Source organism: Embleya australiensis (assembly GCF_051903075.1).
Taxonomy (GTDB): Bacteria; Actinomycetota; Actinomycetes; order Streptomycetales; family Streptomycetaceae; genus Embleya.
Map to the genome: position 1 here is coordinate 3,050,170 of NZ_CP182422.1, position 17,878 is coordinate 3,068,047.

Annotated in this window: 17 protein-coding genes; 7 read left to right on the top strand and 10 right to left on the bottom strand. The window is 71.4% G+C overall.

Annotated features, from left to right (window positions below; genetic code table 11):
* Nucleotides 1-46: 46 nt before the first annotated feature.
* The gene (locus ACMXN5_RS12840; RefSeq protein WP_439675372.1) at nucleotides 47-631 is read right to left on the bottom strand and encodes a DUF4245 domain-containing protein; all 585 of its coding nucleotides are present in this window, start codon (nucleotides 629-631) and stop codon (nucleotides 47-49) included.
* A gap of 156 nt (nucleotides 632-787) precedes the next feature.
* On the opposite strand from ACMXN5_RS12840, the gene glpX reads away from it, so the two are divergent.
* Both glpX and ACMXN5_RS12850 read left to right on the top strand, forming a co-directional pair.
* A complete protein-coding gene (gene glpX, locus ACMXN5_RS12845) occupies nucleotides 788-1,819 on the top strand; it encodes a class II fructose-bisphosphatase (protein WP_379999669.1) in 1,032 nt (343 codons plus the stop codon).
* Between the two features lie 239 nt (nucleotides 1,820-2,058).
* Complete coding sequence (locus ACMXN5_RS12850) at nucleotides 2,059-4,095, top strand: MFS transporter (protein ID WP_439675373.1); 2,037 nt, start codon at nucleotides 2,059-2,061, stop codon at nucleotides 4,093-4,095.
* 7 nt (nucleotides 4,096-4,102) lie between these two features.
* Here ACMXN5_RS12850 and ACMXN5_RS12855 read toward each other — a convergent pair whose 3' ends face one another.
* Complete coding sequence (locus ACMXN5_RS12855) at nucleotides 4,103-4,387, bottom strand: WhiB family transcriptional regulator (protein ID WP_380034410.1); 285 nt, start codon at nucleotides 4,385-4,387, stop codon at nucleotides 4,103-4,105.
* 196 nt (nucleotides 4,388-4,583) lie between these two features.
* Between ACMXN5_RS12855 and ACMXN5_RS12860 the strand changes: the two genes are divergently transcribed.
* Nucleotides 4,584-5,063, top strand: a complete 480-nt coding sequence (locus ACMXN5_RS12860) for a MarR family winged helix-turn-helix transcriptional regulator (RefSeq protein WP_439675374.1) — start codon at nucleotides 4,584-4,586, stop codon at nucleotides 5,061-5,063.
* Nucleotides 5,064-5,123: 60 nt separating this feature from the next.
* Here the strand turns inward: ACMXN5_RS12860 and ACMXN5_RS12865 are convergent, their stop codons facing one another.
* The 4 genes from ACMXN5_RS12865 to ACMXN5_RS12880 are packed head-to-tail and all read right to left on the bottom strand — an operon-like array spanning nucleotide 5,124 to nucleotide 9,251.
* On the bottom strand, nucleotides 5,124-6,782 hold the full coding sequence (locus ACMXN5_RS12865; RefSeq protein ID WP_439675376.1) for a fumarate hydratase: 1,659 nt from the start codon (nucleotides 6,780-6,782) through the stop codon (nucleotides 5,124-5,126).
* A gap of 59 nt (nucleotides 6,783-6,841) precedes the next feature.
* The gene (locus ACMXN5_RS12870; RefSeq protein WP_439675378.1) at nucleotides 6,842-7,555 is read right to left on the bottom strand and encodes a hypothetical protein; all 714 of its coding nucleotides are present in this window, start codon (nucleotides 7,553-7,555) and stop codon (nucleotides 6,842-6,844) included.
* Complete coding sequence (locus ACMXN5_RS12875) at nucleotides 7,552-8,247, bottom strand: RNA polymerase sigma factor (RefSeq protein ID WP_439675379.1); 696 nt, start codon at nucleotides 8,245-8,247, stop codon at nucleotides 7,552-7,554. The genes ACMXN5_RS12870 and ACMXN5_RS12875 overlap by 4 nt, the downstream gene beginning before the upstream one ends.
* 26 nt (nucleotides 8,248-8,273) lie before the next feature.
* Entirely contained in the window at nucleotides 8,274-9,251 is a 978-nt protein-coding gene (locus ACMXN5_RS12880) for a DMT family transporter (protein WP_439675381.1), read from the bottom strand.
* Between the two features lie 143 nt (nucleotides 9,252-9,394).
* On the opposite strand from ACMXN5_RS12880, the gene ACMXN5_RS12885 reads away from it, so the two are divergent.
* Entirely contained in the window at nucleotides 9,395-10,786 is a 1,392-nt protein-coding gene (locus tag ACMXN5_RS12885) for a PLP-dependent aminotransferase family protein (protein ID WP_439675382.1), read from the top strand.
* 10 nt (nucleotides 10,787-10,796) lie between these two features.
* A complete protein-coding gene (locus ACMXN5_RS12890; protein WP_439675383.1) occupies nucleotides 10,797-11,612 on the top strand; it encodes a DUF1707 SHOCT-like domain-containing protein in 816 nt (271 codons plus the stop codon).
* 75 nt (nucleotides 11,613-11,687) lie between these two features.
* On the opposite strand, the gene ACMXN5_RS12895 is transcribed toward ACMXN5_RS12890, so the two are convergent.
* Complete coding sequence (locus ACMXN5_RS12895) at nucleotides 11,688-13,682, bottom strand: ricin-type beta-trefoil lectin domain protein (protein WP_439675385.1); 1,995 nt, start codon at nucleotides 13,680-13,682, stop codon at nucleotides 11,688-11,690.
* A 266-nt stretch (nucleotides 13,683-13,948) separates the two neighbouring features.
* Here ACMXN5_RS12895 and ACMXN5_RS12900 point away from each other — a divergent pair, with 266 nt between their 5' ends.
* The gene (locus tag ACMXN5_RS12900; RefSeq protein ID WP_379999649.1) at nucleotides 13,949-14,857 is read left to right on the top strand and encodes a LysR substrate-binding domain-containing protein; all 909 of its coding nucleotides are present in this window, start codon (nucleotides 13,949-13,951) and stop codon (nucleotides 14,855-14,857) included.
* A 41-nt stretch (nucleotides 14,858-14,898) separates the two neighbouring features.
* Here the strand turns inward: ACMXN5_RS12900 and ACMXN5_RS12905 are convergent, their stop codons facing one another.
* From ACMXN5_RS12905 to ACMXN5_RS12915, 3 genes are all read right to left on the bottom strand, one after another.
* A complete protein-coding gene (locus tag ACMXN5_RS12905) occupies nucleotides 14,899-15,843 on the bottom strand; it encodes a hypothetical protein (protein ID WP_439675386.1) in 945 nt (314 codons plus the stop codon).
* A gap of 9 nt (nucleotides 15,844-15,852) precedes the next feature.
* Entirely contained in the window at nucleotides 15,853-16,356 is a 504-nt protein-coding gene (locus tag ACMXN5_RS12910; RefSeq protein ID WP_439675387.1) for a SigE family RNA polymerase sigma factor, read from the bottom strand.
* Between the two features lie 134 nt (nucleotides 16,357-16,490).
* Entirely contained in the window at nucleotides 16,491-17,177 is a 687-nt protein-coding gene (locus ACMXN5_RS12915) for a DUF402 domain-containing protein (RefSeq protein WP_395794316.1), read from the bottom strand.
* Nucleotides 17,178-17,238: 61 nt separating this feature from the next.
* Between ACMXN5_RS12915 and ACMXN5_RS12920 the strand changes: the two genes are divergently transcribed.
* Nucleotides 17,239-17,841: a dihydrofolate reductase family protein gene (locus ACMXN5_RS12920; RefSeq protein WP_439675389.1), complete on the top strand. Its 603-nt coding sequence runs from the start codon at nucleotides 17,239-17,241 to the stop codon at nucleotides 17,839-17,841.
* Nucleotides 17,842-17,878: the final 37 nt, after the last annotated feature.

The following is a 17,878-nucleotide window of genomic DNA, read 5'->3' on the forward strand; positions in this document are numbered from 1 at the left end:
CGCCCGAATCGCCCCGATACGTCGGACGGATCTCGCGTATTTCGACTCAGGCGGCGGCCGGACGCAGGGATGCGGCGAGAACGGTCAAATCCTCGAAAGTCGCGTTGCCCGTGACCATCGTGGTGACGCCGTCGCGCACCCGGACCAGCGAGCGGTACTTGGGGCCGTCGTACGCCTTCCACTGCTCGCCGGCCACGTCCCGATCGCCGATCGGTTGGCCGCGCTTGCCCTTGTCCCGGACCAGTTCGTCGCTGAAGCCGTTGCTCTGCTCCACCGCGGCGTACTTCTCGGCGGGGTTGATGAACCCGATGTGCCACTTGGTCTGGTTGCGGTCGAAGCCCTGGTAGTCCACCGAGGTCGCCCGCCAGCGCTCGTCCAGGCCCTGCGGGGCGAGCAGGGGGTACGGGGCCACCCGGGCCGCCTGTCGGAACGACGTCTCGTAGGCGACCCGCCGTACGGGATCGCTCTCGTTGTGCGGAGCCACCAGGAACAGCGCACCGACCACAAGGCCGCACGCGCCCAGGGAAAGAACCATGTCTCGAACGGTCTCGCGACCCGACTTCCTCGCCACCCGAACATGGTCGCATTGCCCGCCGGGCGGTTCCGCACGGCCTACCCGCACCGATAACACCGCCCACCGATAACATCGGGGCAATCCCGTTGGAACCAGTCCGGACCGGGGCCGCGCGATCGCCGTGCCACCCGCACCCGATGGCGCACACGGCTCCGGGGGATCAGGGCACCCCTCGTGGTCACGGACCGGTTCCCCTACAGGAAGGCCCGCCGCATGACGGACCAATCTGTACCCCCGCAACTCGAAGTCGCTCCGGAAGCTCCGGACCGCAACCTCGCGCTGGAACTCGTCCGGGTCACCGAGGCCGCCGCGATGGCGGCCGGCCGGTGGGTCGGTCGGGGCGACAAGAACGGCGCGGACGGCGCCGCGGTGAAGGCGATGCGCAGCCTGATCCACACCGTGTCGATGAACGGCGTGGTGGTGATCGGCGAGGGCGAGAAGGACGACGCCCCGATGTTGTTCAACGGCGAGCGCGTCGGCGACGGCCACGGGCCCGAGTGCGACGTCGCGGTCGACCCCGTGGACGGCACCACGCTGACCGCGAAGGGGATGAACAACGCGGTCGCGGTGATGGCGGTGTCCGAGCGCGGCAGCATGTACGACCCCTCGGCCGTGTTCTACATGGAGAAGCTGGTCACCGGCCCCGAGGCGGCCGACGTGGTGGACCTGACCGCGCCGATCGCGGAGAACATCCGCCGGGTGGCCAAGGCCAAGCACAGCGCCGTCGAGGACGTCACGGTCTGCATCCTGGACCGCCCCCGGCACGACTCGATGGTCAAGGAGATCCGCGAGGCGGGCGCCCGGATCAAGTTCATCACCGACGGCGACGTGGCCGGCGCGATCATGGCGGCCAAGGACGGCACCGGCGTCGACCTGCTGCTCGGCATCGGCGGCACGCCCGAGGGCATCATCGCCGCCGCCGCGATCAAGTGCATGGGCGGTGTGATCCAGGGTCGGCTGTGGCCCAAGGACGCGGCGGAGCGGGCGAAGGCGATCGACGCGGGGCACGACCTCTCGCGTGTCCTGCTGACCGACGACCTGGTGCGCGGCGACAACGTCTTCTTCGTCGCCACGGGGATCACGGACGGCGAACTCCTGCGCGGGGTGCGGTATCGGGCGAGCACGGCGCTGACCTCGTCGCTGGTGATGCGGTCGAAGTCCGGGACGATTCGGCAGATCGACAGCCAGCATCGGCTGGCGAAGCTGCGGGCGTACAGCGCGATCGACTTCGACCACGCGCGATAGGCCGTGCGGCCGGGGGTTTTCGACCCGGCCTTCGGCCGAGGTGGCCTCAAACGCCGGCCGGGCTGGATTTTGGCTCGGTCGGCGTTTGGCGCGGAGGCTTGGGTTGATTGCGAGGCTTCGTGATTGCCGGGCCGCGGTCCGGCTTTCGGTCGGGCCTCGCCCCTTGTCCCACTAATAGGTGCGGATTTTGTACCTGTTTGTGGGGATCCTCCTTGAGCGTCGATCGAGGAGGCCACCGGATGAGCGCGCCGCAGCGCAGGCATGGCAGCAGTCCGGCCGGGGTGGAGGCCGCGCCCCGGCTCGGGTTGGTGTTGACCGGGCTGATGCTCGGGATGTTGGTGGCCGCGCTCGATCAGACCATCGTCTCGACCGCGCTGCCGACCATCGTCGGCGACCTCGGCGGGCTCAATCACCTGTCGTGGGTGGTCACCGCGTATCTGCTCGCGTCGACCGTGAGCACGCCGCTGTGGGGCAAGCTGGGCGACCTGTTCGGGCGCAAGAAGCTCTACCAGGCGTCGATCGTGATCTTCCTGATCGGCTCGGTGCTGTGCGGCATCGCCCAGGGCATGACCGAGTTGATCGCCTTCCGCGCGATCCAGGGACTCGGCGGCGGCGGGCTGATCGTGTTGTCCCAGGCGATCATCGGCGACGTGGTGCCGCCCCGCGAGCGCGGGCGCTACCAGGGCCTGTTCGGCGCGGTGTTCGGGGTGACCTCGGTGGCCGGGCCGCTGCTCGGCGGGTTCTTCGTGGACCACCTCACCTGGCGCTGGGTGTTCTACATCAACCTCCCGATCGGCGCGATCGCCCTCGCGGTGATCGCCGCCGCGCTGCACACCAAGGAGGTGCACACCCGGCCGAGCATCGACTACCTCGGCATCACCCTCCTGGCCGCCGGCACCACCTGCCTGGTCCTGCTCAGCACCTTCGGCGGCACCACGTACCCGTGGGGCTCCGCACAGATCGTCGGACTGGGCGTCGCGGCCGTGGTGTTGCTCGTCGCCTTCGTCGTGGTCGAGCGGCGCGCGGCCGAACCGGTGCTCCCGATGACCCTGTTCCGCAACCGGATCTTCTCGGTGACCGCGGGCATCGGCTTCATCGTCGGCTTCGCGATGATGGGCGGACTGAGCTTCCTGCCGCTGTTCATGCAGGTCGTCAACGGCGCCTCGCCGACCGAGTCGGGCCTGCGGCTGCTGCCGATGATGGGCGGACTCCTGGTCACCTCGATCGTCAGCGGTCGACTGATCAGCCGGACCGGCCGGTACAAGATCTACCCGATCCTGGGCACCGCCGTCATGGCCGTCGGCATGTTCCTGATGTCGCGGATGGACGAGTTCACCACCACCGCCGCCTCCTCGCTGTACATGCTCGTCTTCGGCGTCGGACTGGGCCTGGTCATGCAGGTCATCGTGCTCGCCGTGCAAAACGCCGTGCCCTACGCCGAACTCGGCGTGGCCACCGCCGGCGCGACCTTCTTCCGCTCCATCGGCGGCTCGTTCGGCGCGGCCATCTTCGGCACCATCTTCAACAACCGCCTGGCGGTCCACCTGCGCGAGGCCGCCGCGCGCGGCGAGGGCCTGCCGCCCGGCACCGCGCCGGGATCCTCGTCCGCAATCAACCCGGCCGAGTTGAACCGGCTGCCGCCCGCAGCCAAGACCGGCTTCATCCACGCGTACGCGCAGTCGCTGCAAACCGTCTTCCTGGCCGCCTCCTGCATCGTGTTGGTCGCGTTCGTGCTGTCGTTCCTGCTCCGCGAGGTGCCGCTGCGCGAGGCCACGCGAGAGACCGAGCAGACCCCGTTGATGTCGCCCACCGCGCGCAGTTCGGTCGACGAGATCGAGCGGGCGATGGCACAGATGGTGCACCGGGAGAACGGCTGGTCGCGCTACGAGCGCATGATCGCCCGCTCGGGCGTGGAGTTGTCGGTGCCGTGCGCGTACGGGCTGGTGCAACTCGACCAGCTCGGGCCGATCTCGATCCCCGACCTCGCCGTCCGCATCCACGAGCCCGAGGCCAGGGTCCGCCGCTACGCCGACGAACTGACCTTCTCCGGGCACATCGAGCGGCTCGGCGAGGGCACGATGGCGCTCACCGCCAAGGGCCACGAAACGCTGGAGGCGCTGGTCGAGGCCCGTCGGCAGATGCTCACCGAGGTGATGGCGGACTGGTCACCCGAACAATCCGAGGAACTGAGCGCGCTGCTGCGCAAGTTGGCCCGGCTGACGACGGACACCCCGCACGACCACATCGTCGGCGAGGCGGACCGGCACCCGGGGTGACGGCGAGTCAGTGATAGGCGCGCCTGCGACGCACCGCCCCACGCTCGTTCGGCGTCAGGCCGCCGCGTACCCCGACCGGGTTGGTCTCGGCCAGGGCGCTCTCCCGGCATTCCAACAGGACCGAGCAGCGTGCGCAGACGCGTTTGGCGTCCTCCTCGCGGGCGAGCCGGGCGACCACGGGTTCCCCGGGGTAGCCGAGAAAGATCTGCCGGTCCACGCTCGCACACGCGCCGGACGGCGGCGGTGTCCAGGTCGCGCGGGCGCTGCGGATGATGTCGATCCGTTCTGTCACGCTGTGCTCCTCACGTCGGCTGGTGGGCTCGGTGGGTGTCGCCTACCCGACGAATTCCCAGGCATGCGTGCCGGCGTGACAAGGCGACGACAAGTAACCACAAGGAAACGTCAAGGAAACCGAGGGCCCACGGCCCCACTTTCCGACCCGCGGAAAACAGCGTCCATGTATTTGGTAGCCATGTACTGTTTTCGCCATGAGCACGACGACCGAAGGGGCGACGCCCGGCTTTCTGGTGTGGCGTCTGTCGATGAAGTGGCGGGTGGCGGTGGACCGGGCCGTCGGGCCGGTGGGGCTGACCCACGCGCAATACTCGCTGCTGGCCTCGCTGTACGGCATGGCGCGCTCCGGCCGGCAGCCCAGTCAGCGCGAACTCGCCGACCACACCGGCCTGGAGGCGCTCTACGTCTCGAAGCTGGCGCGCACCCTGGAGGGCTCGGGCCTGATCGAGCGCACCCGCGACGCGGCCGACAGCCGGGCGATACGGCTCTCCCTCACCGAGCACGGGCGTGAGGTCACCAGCCGCGCGATCGGCATCGTCCGAGAGTTGCACGAACGTTTCCTGGCCCCGCTCGGCGGCCCCGGCAGCCCTCGCACCGCGGCCTTCACCGCCGAGTTGGCCGCGCTCCTCGACACCCCGCTCGACCCGGACCCCGCCGAGGGGCCCGGGGCCTGACGGCCGCGGCCCGGGTGCCGAACCCGCTCGACACCCGGGCCGCGACGAAGCCGACCGGACTCACGACCGCCGGTTGATCTGGAACGTCGGCGTGGTGACGTCGGCGAAGAAGTCCTCGCCCTTGTCGTCGACCACGATGAAGGCGGGGAAGTCCTCGACCTCGATCTTCCAGACCGCCTCCATGCCCAGCTCCGGATACTCCAGGACCTCCACCTTCTTGATGCAGTCCTGGGCCAGGCGCGCGGCCGGGCCGCCGATCGAGCCGAGGTAGAAGCCGCCGTACGCCTTGCACGCGTCGGTGACCTGCTTGCTCCGGTTGCCCTTGGCCAGCATCACGAACGAGCCGCCCGCGGCCTGGAACTGCTCCACGTAGGAGTCCATCCGTCCGGCGGTGGTCGGGCCGAACGAGCCCGACGCGTAGCCCTCGGGAGTCTTCGCCGGCCCCGCGTAGTAGACCGCGTGGTCGCGCAGGTATTGCGGCATCGGCTTGCCCGCGTCGAGCAGTTCCTTGATCTTGGCGTGCGCGATGTCGCGCGCGACCACGACCGGGCCGGTCAGCGACAGCCGGGTCTTGACCGGGTACTTGGACAGCTCGGCGCGGATCTCGCTCATCGGCCGGTTGAGGTCGATCTGGACGACGGCGTCGTCGAGGTCGTCGTGCGTGGTCTCCGGGAGGTACTTGGCCGGGTCGGTCTCCAGTTCCTCCAGGAACACCCCCTCGGCGGTGATCTTGGCCAGCGCCTGCCGGTCGGCCGAGCAGGACACCGCGATCGCCACCGGACACGACGCGCCGTGCCGGGGCAGCCGGATCACCCGCACGTCGTGGCAGAAGTACTTGCCGCCGAACTGCGCGCCGATGCCCATCTGCTGGGTCAGCTTCAGCACCTCGGCCTCGAACTCCACGTCGCGGAAGCCGTGCCCCAGCGGCGAACCCTGACCGGGCAGCGTGTCCAGGTAGCGGGTGGAGGCGTACTTCGCGGTCTTGAGCGCGTGCTCCGCGCTGGTGCCGCCGACCACGATCGCCAGGTGGTACGGCGGGCAGGCGGCGGTGCCGAGCGAGCGGATCTTCTCGTCCAGGAAGCGCAGCATGCTCTGCGGGTTCAGGACCGCCTTGGTCTCCTGGTACAGGTACGACTTGTTGGCGCTGCCGCCGCCCTTGGCCATGAACAGGAACTTGTACGCCTCGCCCGGGGTCGCGTAGAGCTCGATCTGGGCGGGCAGGTTGTTGCCGGTGTTCTTCTCGTCCCACATGGTCAGCGGCGCCATCTGCGAGTAGCGCAGGTTCAGCTCGGTGTAGGCGTTGGCGATGCCGCGCGACAGGTGCTCCTCGTCCCGGCCGTCGGTGAGCACGTGCTGCCCGCGCTTGCCCATCACGATCGCGGTGCCGGTGTCCTGGCACATCGGCAGCACGCCACCGGCCGCGATGTTGGCGTTCTTGAGCAGGTCGAGCGCGACGAAGCGGTCGTTGGCCGACGCCTCGGGGTCGTCCAGGATCCGCGCGACCTGGGCCAGGTGCCCGGGGCGCAGCAGGTGCGAGATGTCGCGCATCGCGGTGCGCGCGAGCAGTCGCATCGCCTCGGGATCGACATTGAGGAACCGACGCCCGCCCGCCTCGAACGTGGACACGCCGTCGGCGGTCAGCAGTCGGTAGGGCGTGGTGTCCTCCCCGAGCGGCAGCAGATCCGTGTAGGCGCTGAAGGAGTTCTCAGGGGCGGACATCGTGATCCTCACTCATGCGGTAACGGGGCCTCGTCCAGAGTAGAGCGGCCCCGGATCGCTCACGGCTTCGAGGTCGCCGCCGGGGTCGGGTAGTGCGCACCCGGCGAGTACGGACGGTTGTCCTCGTGCTGCGACGGCGGCACGTAGCCGGGCCTGGGTTCGAGTTCGCACGGCCCCACCGGACCGGTGGCGAGGGCGTAGGACCCGATGGATCCGGAACGGTCGGAATCGCCGTAGTAACCCTCGGTGAGCACGAGTGTGGTGCCGGGCGGGATCAACCCGGGCACCAGTTCGTGCCACCTCTGCTTCGCCTCCTCGAGCGCGGCGTCGTCGAGCCCGTCGCCGTTCACGACCGGGACCTCCTTCCAGTGGTAGATCGCGGTGAGGTCGTCGCCCGACATCGGGTATTCGGCGAAGCGCGGCTCCCGGCACCGCTTGCTCGCAGGCACGTAGTCCACGACCACCGCGACGCCCAGCTCCCGCAGCCGTTGTTCGAGCGCCTTGGGGTTGCGGAACTCGACCACCCGGAAGAGGATCCGCCCGTCGTCCTTCCGGATCACCTTGAACGGTCGGGCGTCGGCCGAGGAGCCCTCGCCCAGCAGGGGCGCGCCGACCGCGATGCCGGTCGCGAGCAGCGCCGAGGCGGCCAGACCGAACACCGTCCGCCGATTTCGCCCGAACCGCCGGCCGGGCTCGATCGGCGGCGGCACCGTCTCGTCAGCCGCGGCCACCTTCCGCAATTCGTCCAGCAGTCGTTCCTCGAAGGTGCTCATGCCTTCGCCTCCGCTCGCAAAGCCGTGCCGGGGGTGTCCGTCGGGTGGGTCGCAGCGCGTGCGCCGCCGATGCGCCCGCCCTCGGGCGGCACCGGGCGGGTCGGTTCCCGGTCCCGCGCCGGCTCCTCCTTCGGCTCCCCCTTCAACTCCTCGGCCAGCCGCCGTCGGGCCCGGTGCAGCCGCACGCGCGCCGACACCGGCCGGATCCCGAGCGCCGCCGCCGCCTCGGTCACGTCCAGCCCGTCGACGCTGACCAGTTCGAGCACCGCGCGATCGGCCTCGGACAGCCGCTCGATCGCCCGATAGGTGCGCCGAGCCGCCGCCTCGGCGTCAAGCCGCTCCTCGATCCGCACCAGGTCGTCGTCGTCCACCAGGCGCCGGCCGGCTATCCGCCGCGACGCCTGCTCCTCCCGCGCGGCCCGCCGCCGCTCGCTCGCGACCACGTTGCGAGCCACCCCGTACAACCAGGCCCGCTCGCCACCCGGGCCGCCGCGGTAGGTCGACGCCGTGTCGAGCACGGCGAGGAAGACCTCGGCGGTCAGGTCCGCGGCGGCGTGCGGATCGCCGACCCGGCGGGCCACGAAGCGATTCACCGCGTCGATGTTTCTCCGATAGAACGCCTCCAGCAGGGCCGGGTCGCGAGCGATCCCGGTCACCTCCCGAATGCCCTGCTCGGCCAAGACGCCCTCCACGGTTCGGTGAACCTCGATGAACACTGTCATCGGTTTGTGGGCGGCGGCTCCGCGGTTGTTGCGGCCGGCGCGGAGATTTCCTCGACCGATCGCCCAGCCGGCTCCACAAGCGGCGCTTCCGGCTCACCCTCCTCCGCACGCAGCCCGAGGACCACGCCCACGCCGACCAGGAGGGCGCCGGCGAATTGGCCGATCGTGGGTGTACCGGTGCCGAGCACCAGGCCGGACAGCGCGGCCGTCACCGGCACCAGGCCCATGAACAGCCCGGCCCGCTCCGGCTCGACCCGGGCCAGCGCCGAGTACCAGAGCAGGAACGCCCCGGCGGTGAGCGGCAACGCCAGGTAGAGCAGCGCGACCAGCTCGGTGCCCGACGGCGTCCGGATCAGGTCCGCGCCATCGGTGAACACCCCCACCACCGACATCTGCGGAATCGCCATCGCCGTCGCGTACGCCGCGATCCGCCAGGCACCCAGCCGCGGCAGCAGCGGCACCGCGATCAGCGTGAAGCCCATCTCGCACAGCGCCACCCCACACGCGAACACCAACCCGACCGCCGTCCCGCCGCCCAGCCCCTGCACCACCGCCGCCCCCGCCACCACGAGCACCGCGGCGGCGAACACCGACCGACTCGGCCGGCGCCCGCCGAGCAGCGGCGCGACCAGCACGAGCAGCAGCGGCGTCGCGCCCAGGATGCTGCCCACCGTGGCCGGGTCGGCCCGGTCGAGCGCGGCGAACAGGCACAGGTTGAACACCGTCTGCCCGGACAGCGAGAGCAGCCCGAGCCGGACCAGCTCGCGCCGGGTCGGCCGCAGCAGCGGGATCCGACGCACCCGCAACACCCCGAACAACACGAGCGCGGCCAGCGTGTAGCGGAGCATCTGGCCGCCGGTCACCGGATAGTCGCGCAGCACCGCGGAGACGCCGGCGGCGGCGCCGATCAGCCCCTGCGCGGAGGCCGCGCACAGCAGACCGATCGAGCGGGGGGACATCGAGGAGAACGTCATGTGCCGTAACGTTAGGAAGCCGGTGGAGCGCTCGGCAGAGCCACTTCCACCCCGAAAAACCGGACCACTTCGGGACGGTGCGCCCCACCGCCCTCCCGTCCGGGGCGGGCGCACGACCCCGGCCGTTCCCAGGGCAGGCACCCATGCGCGAACTCCTCGTCCACCTCGACCGATCCGCGGGCCGCCTCGGCGCCCAGGTCCAGTCGGGCCTGCGCGAGGCGATCCGCTCGGGCCGGCTGCCCGCCGGATTCCGGATGCCGTCCACCCGTGCGCTCGCGGAGAGCCTGGACGTCTCCCGGGGCATGGTCGTCGACGCCTACGAGCAGCTGGTCGCCGAGGGCTACCTGCTCTCGCGGCACGGGTCCGGCACCCAGGTCACCGCCGCCTGCACCGCGCCCCAGCCGGCCGCCGCGCCCGATCCCGGCACGGCGGTCCCGATCACCCACGACCTCAAGCCCGGAGTGCCCGACCTGTCCGCGTTCCCGCGCTCCGCGTGGCTGGCCGCGACCCGGCACGTGCTGAACACCGCCCCGCACCGGGCGCTCGGCTACCCCGGCCCGTCCGGCGCGGGCGAGTTGCGCGCCGCGCTGGCCGACTACCTGGGCCGGGTCCGTGCCGCCCAGGCCCGGCCCGAGCACATCGTGGTGGTCAACGGCGTCGCCCAGGGCCTGTCCCTGGTCTCCCAGGCGTTGCGCCGACTCGGCCGGGACGTACTCGCCGTGGAGGACCCCTCCAGCGACCGGCAGCGCGGCATCTTCACCACCCACGGCCTGGCCGTCGCCTACGCCCCCACCGACGCCGAGGGTCTCGACGTCGCGGCGCTGGCCCGCACCGGCGCCCGGGCGGTGCTGGTCACCCCGGCGCACCAGTACCCCACCGGCGTGGTCCTGTCCCCCCGCCGCCGCGCGGCCCTGGTCGCCTGGGCCCGCACGCACGACGGATTGATCGTCGAGGACGACTACGACGCCGAGTTCCGCTACGACCGCGACCCGGTCGGCTGCCTCCAGGGCCTGGCGCCGGACCGGGTGGTGCACCTGGGCTCGACCAGCAAGGCGCTCGCGCCCGGGATGCGACTGGGCTGGGCCGTACTGCCCGCACCGCTGATCGAGCAGATCCACGATCTGAAGACCAACGCCGACCTCGGCTCGGCCACCCTCCCCCAGTTGACCCTGGTCCGGATGCTGGCCACCGGCGCGTACGAGCGGCACCTGCGGGCGATGCGCGCGCACTACCGCGCCCGTCGCGACGCGGTGGTCGAGGCGCTGGCCGAACACCTGCCGGCCGCCCGGGTGCACGGCGTCGCCGCGGGCATCCACCTCTACGTCGAACTGCCGCCCGGCTCCGACGAGTCGGCCACGGTACGCCGGGCCGCGGCGCTCGGCGTGCGGGTCGAGCCGATGGCCGACCTGCGCGCGTTCGCGACCGGTCCGCCGGCGGTGATCATCGGTTACGCCGGGTTGTCCCCGGACCGGCTGCGCGAGGCCGTCCGGCTGCTCGCGCGGTCCGTACTCCCGGCGAATGCACCCCCGGGCTAGATTTGACCTCGTGGACACCAGCCCAGAGCGTCGATCCCAACCGCCCATACCCGAGTTGCGGGCGTCCGACGCGGACCGCGACCGCTACGTCAACGTATTGCGCGACGCGCTCGCGGAGGGCCGCCTGACCGCCGACGAACACGCCGAACGGGTGGACGCGGCGCTGGCCGCGAGGACGGTGAGCCAGCTCGAACCGCTGATCGCCGACCTGCCGGCCCCGGCCCCGATCGGCTACGAGCCGGCCGCGGCCACGTCGGTGTCGCCGACGCCGGCGCGGTCGAACATGTTCGCGTTCTGGAGCGGTTCCACCCGCAAGGGCCGCTGGCGCGCGGGCGGGAAGCTGAACGCCGTCGCGATCATGGGCGGGGTGGACATCGACCTCACCGACGCGGTGTTCGACGAACCCGAGCTGGTGATCCGGGTGTTCACCATCTGGGGCGGGATCGACATCAAGATCCCGGAGGGCGTCACCGTGCGCGACCACGGGTTCGGCTTCATGGGCAGCTTCGACGTGCACGAGCAGTACACCGACGACCCGCGCGCACCCGTCGTGGTGGTCAAGGGCCTCGCCGTGATGGGCGGCGTCTCGGTGCGGGTCAAACGGCGCAAGGAACAACGCGAGCGCAAGCGCGAGATGGACATGGAGCGCATTCGCGAAATGAAGGCGGACCGCTTCCGCGAGATGGAGGCGGACCGCGTCCGGGACCTGCCCCCGGAGACCGAGTACCGCCCCGAACTCGACCGGGGCCGCGAGCGCGACATGTTCCGCAAGGACGAGCCCGTCCGCCGCGAGGACCCCCTCCGCAAGGACCCCGACCGCGACTGAGCCGCGCCCCGGAACCGACCGCGGCCGCGGCCCCCGTCCCGGCATCCGGACGGGGGCCGCGTGGTGCGCGCGCGCTCAGTACGCGTCGTACGGAATCACCGAGTAGGGCAGGGCCACCGAGGCCCCCGCCGTCCACGTCTGCGCCGGCGACGCGCCCACCGGCTGCTGGGTGACCGCGCCGTTGCCCGCCGGAGCGGTGACCGCCAGACCGGAGACCCGGCTGATCAGGCGGCCGGCCGCGTCCGTGTCGAAGCGCAGGTTGTTCAGGTACGCCCCGTGCGCGTCGTCACACCGCCAGATGCCCAGGCCCGCGCCCGCCGCCGTGGCGCCGCGGTTGTCCAGGCAGTACGCCGGGTCCTTCAGGCTGTGCACCTGGCCGGTGGCCGGGTTGCGCCACCACTTCTGGTTGGTGTTGCCGGTGCAGTCCCAGGCGAGTACGGCCCGCCCGGACGACATCGTGCCGCCGTCCACGTCCAGGCACTTGGCGCCGGAGACGAGTTCGGCGAACCGTACCGGCGCGGCGGGCTCCTTCACCCATCGCTGCCCCGCCGAGCCGTCACACCCGGCGAGCACCAGCTTCGCGCCGAGCGTCGCGTCGGCCGCCGGCGCCGCCACGCACAGGGTCTGTGTGTCGGCCGGCCGCAGGGTGCCCGCGACCTCGACGAAGCGCTGGTTGGTACCGCCGTTGCAGTTCCACAACACCAGCGCGGTGCCCGAGGCGCGCCCTCCGCCGAGCGGATCCACACACCGGTCCTCGCTGAGTTCGGTGTGCAGCGACTGGTTCGTGGCGTCGTACCGGAAGCCCTGGTTGCGCCCGCCGTGGCAGGGCCACAGGTCCACCGGGGTCTGGTTGCGCGAGGAGAAGCCGTACGCGTCGGCGCACAACCCGGTTCCCTCGTTGCGCAGTTGCCGGAAGTCGGCACTGAGCACACCCTGATACAGCTTGGCCTGCCCGGTGCTTGCCGAGTCCGCGCAGCCGGCCTGGTTCCAGCCCGAGGTGTACAGCTGGGTCAGGCAGGACGCGAACGCCAGGTGGCCGCGCGCGTTGGGGTGGAAGCTCTGCCGGGTCGTGTTCGGGTCGAACACGTTCGGGTTGGCGAACCACAGGCCGCGTGCCCACGTGTTGTCGGTACAGACCTCGTGGCCGTGGAACAGCCGCGAGTTGTCCAGGTAGGTGACACCGGTGTTCGCCGCGGCCTGGCGCTCGGCCCGCTCGAAGATCGGCACCGCCTCGTTGCGCCCCCACGCCGCGTCGCGCAGATAGCCCACGCAGCCGCCGGCGTACCAGCCGGGGAAGTCGGGGTTGTCCTCCACGTCCGGCGCGATCGGCGACGGGTAGCCCATCAGCACGAGTTTGTAGTCGCCGCTCGCGTAGCCCGCGTCGGCCATGACCGTCTTCAGATCGCGCACGGTCTGCTCGACCTTGGGCCGCATCGCGTCCGCGCGCGCCTGCCAGCCGGGCTGGTACGTGCCGTAGCACTCGCCCTGGAAGAACACCCGCCTGGTCACACAGTCGGTCATGGTCGGGCCGAACTGGATGTCGTCGTTGGCCCCGGCGACCAGCAGGATCAGCTGTACGCGGGTATTGCGCGCCTTGATCGCCAGGCTGTCCGACTGCACCAACTCGTCGGCGTACTGCTTGCTGCCGCCGATCCTGATGTTGACCGTGGACGCCCCGGAGCAGGCCACGTTGTAGGTCAGGTCGGTCGGGATCCCGGTCTTGTGGATCGCCGCCTCGGGCGACCGGTGGCACCAGTTGTCCGGGCCGTCGGTGCCGGGTTCGTACACGCCGACGCCCTCGCCGGCGATCTCGCTGTCGCCGAGCGAGATCAGCGACGTCTTGCGCTCGGTGATCGGCTTGATCCCGGTACTCCCGTAGAGCGCCTGGGCCTCGGCCTGCCGGATCGCCTCCAGTTGGGGGGACAGTGCGGTGGCCGCGGCCGGGGCCGCACCGGCCGACCCGGTCGTGGTCAGGCCGCCGGTGAGACCCATCAGGGTCGCCATCAGCGCCACCGGCAACACCTTGCCGCGCACCCGTCCCAGCGTCCGCACCCGCTCGAATCTGGACATGCACCCTCGCCTTCGTGGCATGGAAGGAACACGCACGAGCCGCCCAAAGAGGACTTGGGCACAGTGGAGCGAGAGCAAGCTACCGGTGGGTACACCGGAAGAGAAGTGACTTGCGGCACAAGGGTCGGCCGGCACCCGACCGGACCGGCGGGCCGCCTGCGCGGGGCGGGGCCGGTCCGGACGGTTGCCCTATCGTGGAGGAGCCGGGGGATCGGCCGCCCACACGCACCCGACAGGTGGTTCCCATCAGTACTCGCACGCCGACGTTGTCGCAGCTCAGAGCCTTCGCCGCGGTGGCCGACTACCTGCACTTCCGGGACGCGGCGGCGGCGGTGGGCACCAGTCAGCCCGCGCTGTCCGGGGCGATCGCCGCTCTGGAGGACGCCCTGGGCACCCAGCTGGTGGAGCGCACCACGCGGCGGGTCCTGCTCACCCCGGCCGGCGAGCGGGTCGCGCGGCACACCCGCCGCGTGCTCGACGCGCTCGCCGACCTGGTGGACGAGGCCGAATCGGCCCGGCGCCCGTTCACCGGGCCGCTGCACCTGGGGGTGATCCCGACGGTGGCGCCGTATGTGCTGCCGGCGCTGCTGCGGCTGGCCCGGGAGGAGTACCCGGACCTCCAGCTCTACGTTCACGAGGAGCAGACCGGCTCGCTGATGGACGGCCTCACCGGCGGCCGGCTGGACCTGCTCCTGCTCGCGCTGCCCTCCCCCGGGCTCGGCGGGGTCGAGGAGATCCCGCTGTACGAGGAGGACTTCACCCTGATCGTGCCCGAGGGCCACGAGCTGGCGGGCCGCCGGAACCTGCCCCGCGACGCGCTGCGCGGCCTCGACGTACTGCTCCTGGACGAGGGCCACTGTCTGCGCGACCAGGCGCTGGACGTGTGCCGCGAGGTCGGCGCGTCCGAGGCGGGCGCGACCCGTGCGGCGAGCCTGCCCACCCTGGTCCAGCTGGTCGCCGGCGGCCTGGGCGTGACCCTGCTCCCGCAGACCGCGATCGACGTGGAGACCCGCCCCGGCTCACAACTGGCGGTGTCCCGCTTCGCCGCGCCCGCCCCGTACCGACGCATCGGCCTGGTGATGCGCTCCAGCACGGGGCGGGGCGCGGAGTTCGCCGACCTGGCGGTCGCGCTGCGGCGCGCGGTGGGCGATCTGCCGGTACGGGTGGTGCGGTGAGGGCCGGCACCGGGTCGTGACGGCGCCGTTCGGGTCGGCCCTCAGCGGCCGATCCGGTTGTCCCGCCAGAAGTCGACCAGTTCCAGGAATGTCGGGTCGGTGACCACCTTGGCCAGTTGCTCGTTGCCGACCGCCGGCGCCGTGTTGGTCTTCACGTCGGCGAACAGCGCGAGCATGACGTCGGCCCCGCGGTAGCTGAACACGGCCATCGGCACGGGCGGGCTCATCACCGTGCCCGCGCGCGCCGCGGGCCGGCTCGTGATCGAGATCGCCGTGCCGTCGGGCAGCTTGGCGTCGGTGCAGGAGATCTCCGTGGTCTTGCTCTGACGCAACACGGCCGTCTCGGCGCACGTGCCGTTCACCGACGAGGGCGGCGCCGCCCCGCCTGTGTCGGCCCCGCCGGCCGGGGTGGGCGCGATGCTCGCGGGGCCGCCGCCGGACACGTCGACGCGGAACGTGATGTCGTACGTCTTGTCGCCCGACACCAGCCGATAGCTCTGCGCGCCGTTGTCCGGAATCCGCATCTCGCCCACGTCGGGCGGCAGCAGTTTGGTCAGCACGTCGGCGGCCTTCTGCTTGAACGCGTACCGGAGTTCGGTCTGCTCCCTGGTCATTCGCGACTTCGGGTCGGACCCGCCCGTCTCCTCGACGTGCACCGTCGGATAGGCCTTGGTCGGCACGGCGAGCGGCTGGCCCGTCGGCCAGTTCGCCGGGGCCAACGGCAGTTCCCCGCCGCTTCGCGAGGCGCCCGCCCCGGCGGTGTCCTTCCCGGCCGGCGGCCCGAGCAGCAGGGTCGGCGCGGCGACGGCCGCCACCGCGCCGACCACCACCGCGCTCAGCACCGCCCGCGAACGCACCCTGCGGCGGCGCCCGTCCCGGATCGCGTCGGCCACCAGGTCCGGCAGCGGGGGCAGTTCGACCGTGGCCCGGTCCATCACCATGCGCAGATCCCGACCCGCGTGCTCTTCGTACCCGTCGTCGTGCATGACACCGCCTCAGCTTTCCGTCGCGTACAGGTGGAGGTCTCCGAGTTCGGCCCGGAGCTTGGCCATCGAACGGGCGCACTGGCTCTTCACGTTGCCGGTGCTGCAGCGCAGCAGGGCGGCGACGTTCTCCACGCTCAGGTCCTCCCAGTAGCGCAGGATGACCATCACGCGCGGCTTGGGAGGCAGCGTCGCCAGCGCGGCGAGCAGGGTCAGCCGCAGGTCCGGGTGCCGCGCGGACGGCGGTCCCGCGGCCCGGAGTTCATGCGCCGCGTACTCGCGTCGGCGACCGCGCTGCTCGCTCAGGAACGTGCGGCTGAGCACGGTCTTCGCGTACGCGTCCAGGTTCTCCGCCCGGCTCGCCCGCTTCCAGTGCTGGAACAGCTTGGCCAGCGTGGTCTGGGCCAGGTCCTGCGCCCGATCCGCGTCGCCGCACAGCAGGTACGCGGTGCGGTAGAGCTGATGTTGGCGCGCCCGCGCGTACTCCTCGAAATCTCGCCGTCCGGCTGTCGGCATCTCGGCCCCCTTCGGTTCACCCCGTTCAGAGCGACCGAGGGGCGAAAGGGTTGCACCCGAGGACGAACCGATCCGCACACGCGTCGGGCCCGACCGAAGTCGGGCCCGGAAACGGAGACTTGCCGCGGCGGCGGTCAGGCGATGCGGGCGTTGTCCGCCCAGTCGTCGGGGAGTTGCGGCAGCGGCCAGGCCGGGTCGGGACGCCAGTTCTCCCATCCCTGGTCGAACGGCGCGCCCCACGCCTCGATCGCCGCGACGGCGGCCCGGCCCTCGGCCTCGATCGCCTCGACCTGGCGATCGGTGAGCCGGCCCGCCTCGCGGGAGGCGGCGAGTTCGTCCTCGTCCTTGTATTCCCAGCGGCGATCCGGGGTGACCCACACGTCCAGCACGTGGTCCTCGGTGTCCACGCCGCCCGCCCAACGGGTGCGCGGGCGTTCGAGGTTGACGTACCAGCCGGAGAACCGCCAGCCGGGCTGCCAGAACAGCCAGACCGACCACGGCTCGCCCGGCCGGGCCAGCATCAACACGCCCGTCCCGTGCCACTCGACGACCGAGGGGATCCGGCCGAGCCTGAATCTGCGTTCGATCGGCGCGGTCCGGATGTCCGATCCGTCCGGCAACATCGGCTTGACCCGTGAGGTGCCGCCGGCGAGCCAGACCGCGAGTTGGTCCGGGTCGTCGCGAACCACGGTCACCGGCCGACAGTCCAGGACCTGGCCGCCGCGCAGATAACGCCAGAGCACCTGGTCGCCGGAAGACCAGGTGCCGGCCGCGGAACGGGGATCCTCGAAGTGCTCGTGCATGCGCAGGATGTTAGACATGAGCTTGGTGTACCCAGCGCCCGTGACACCTGACCGTGAGTCATGTTACGGGTGGGTCATCATGCGAAGAACATCCGGGTACGGGCGCCGCCGCGTGGTCGGCGCCGCCGCCCCGCTCCCGACGCCGCCAAGTCAGCCCTCCACCGCCCGCACTTCGTCATCGGACTCCCGGCAGGCCGCCGCCTATGCCGAGTGGGTCAATGCCCGCTACCCCGAGACGGTCCCGACCTTCATGCGCGCCGCCCACGGCTTGACGGACACCCCCAACCGGCGCTTCGACACCGTCCTGATGGGGCTCGGCACCTACGGCCCCGGCCTGCGAGCAGGCTTCCCCAGCCCCTACGCCCACCTGCGCCAGTACGTCGTGTCCAGCACCCTCACCTCGTCCCCCGACCCGGCGGTCACAGTGGTCGACGGCGACCCGCTCGCCGGGGTCCGCGACCTCAAGCAGCAGGACGGCCTGGACATCTGGCTCTGCGACGGCGGCCTCCTCGCCGGCACCCTGCTGCCGGAAATCGACGAACTGATCATCAAGAGCTACCCCGTGGTCGCCGGATCCGGAATCCCGGCATTCAACGGAAAGTTCACCCCGACCTCCTTCAAATCAACCACCCGCACCACCTTCCCCAACGACGTCACAATCACCACCTTCACCCGCCACTGACGCACCAGGAACGAGCCGGCACCCCATCACGAAGGCC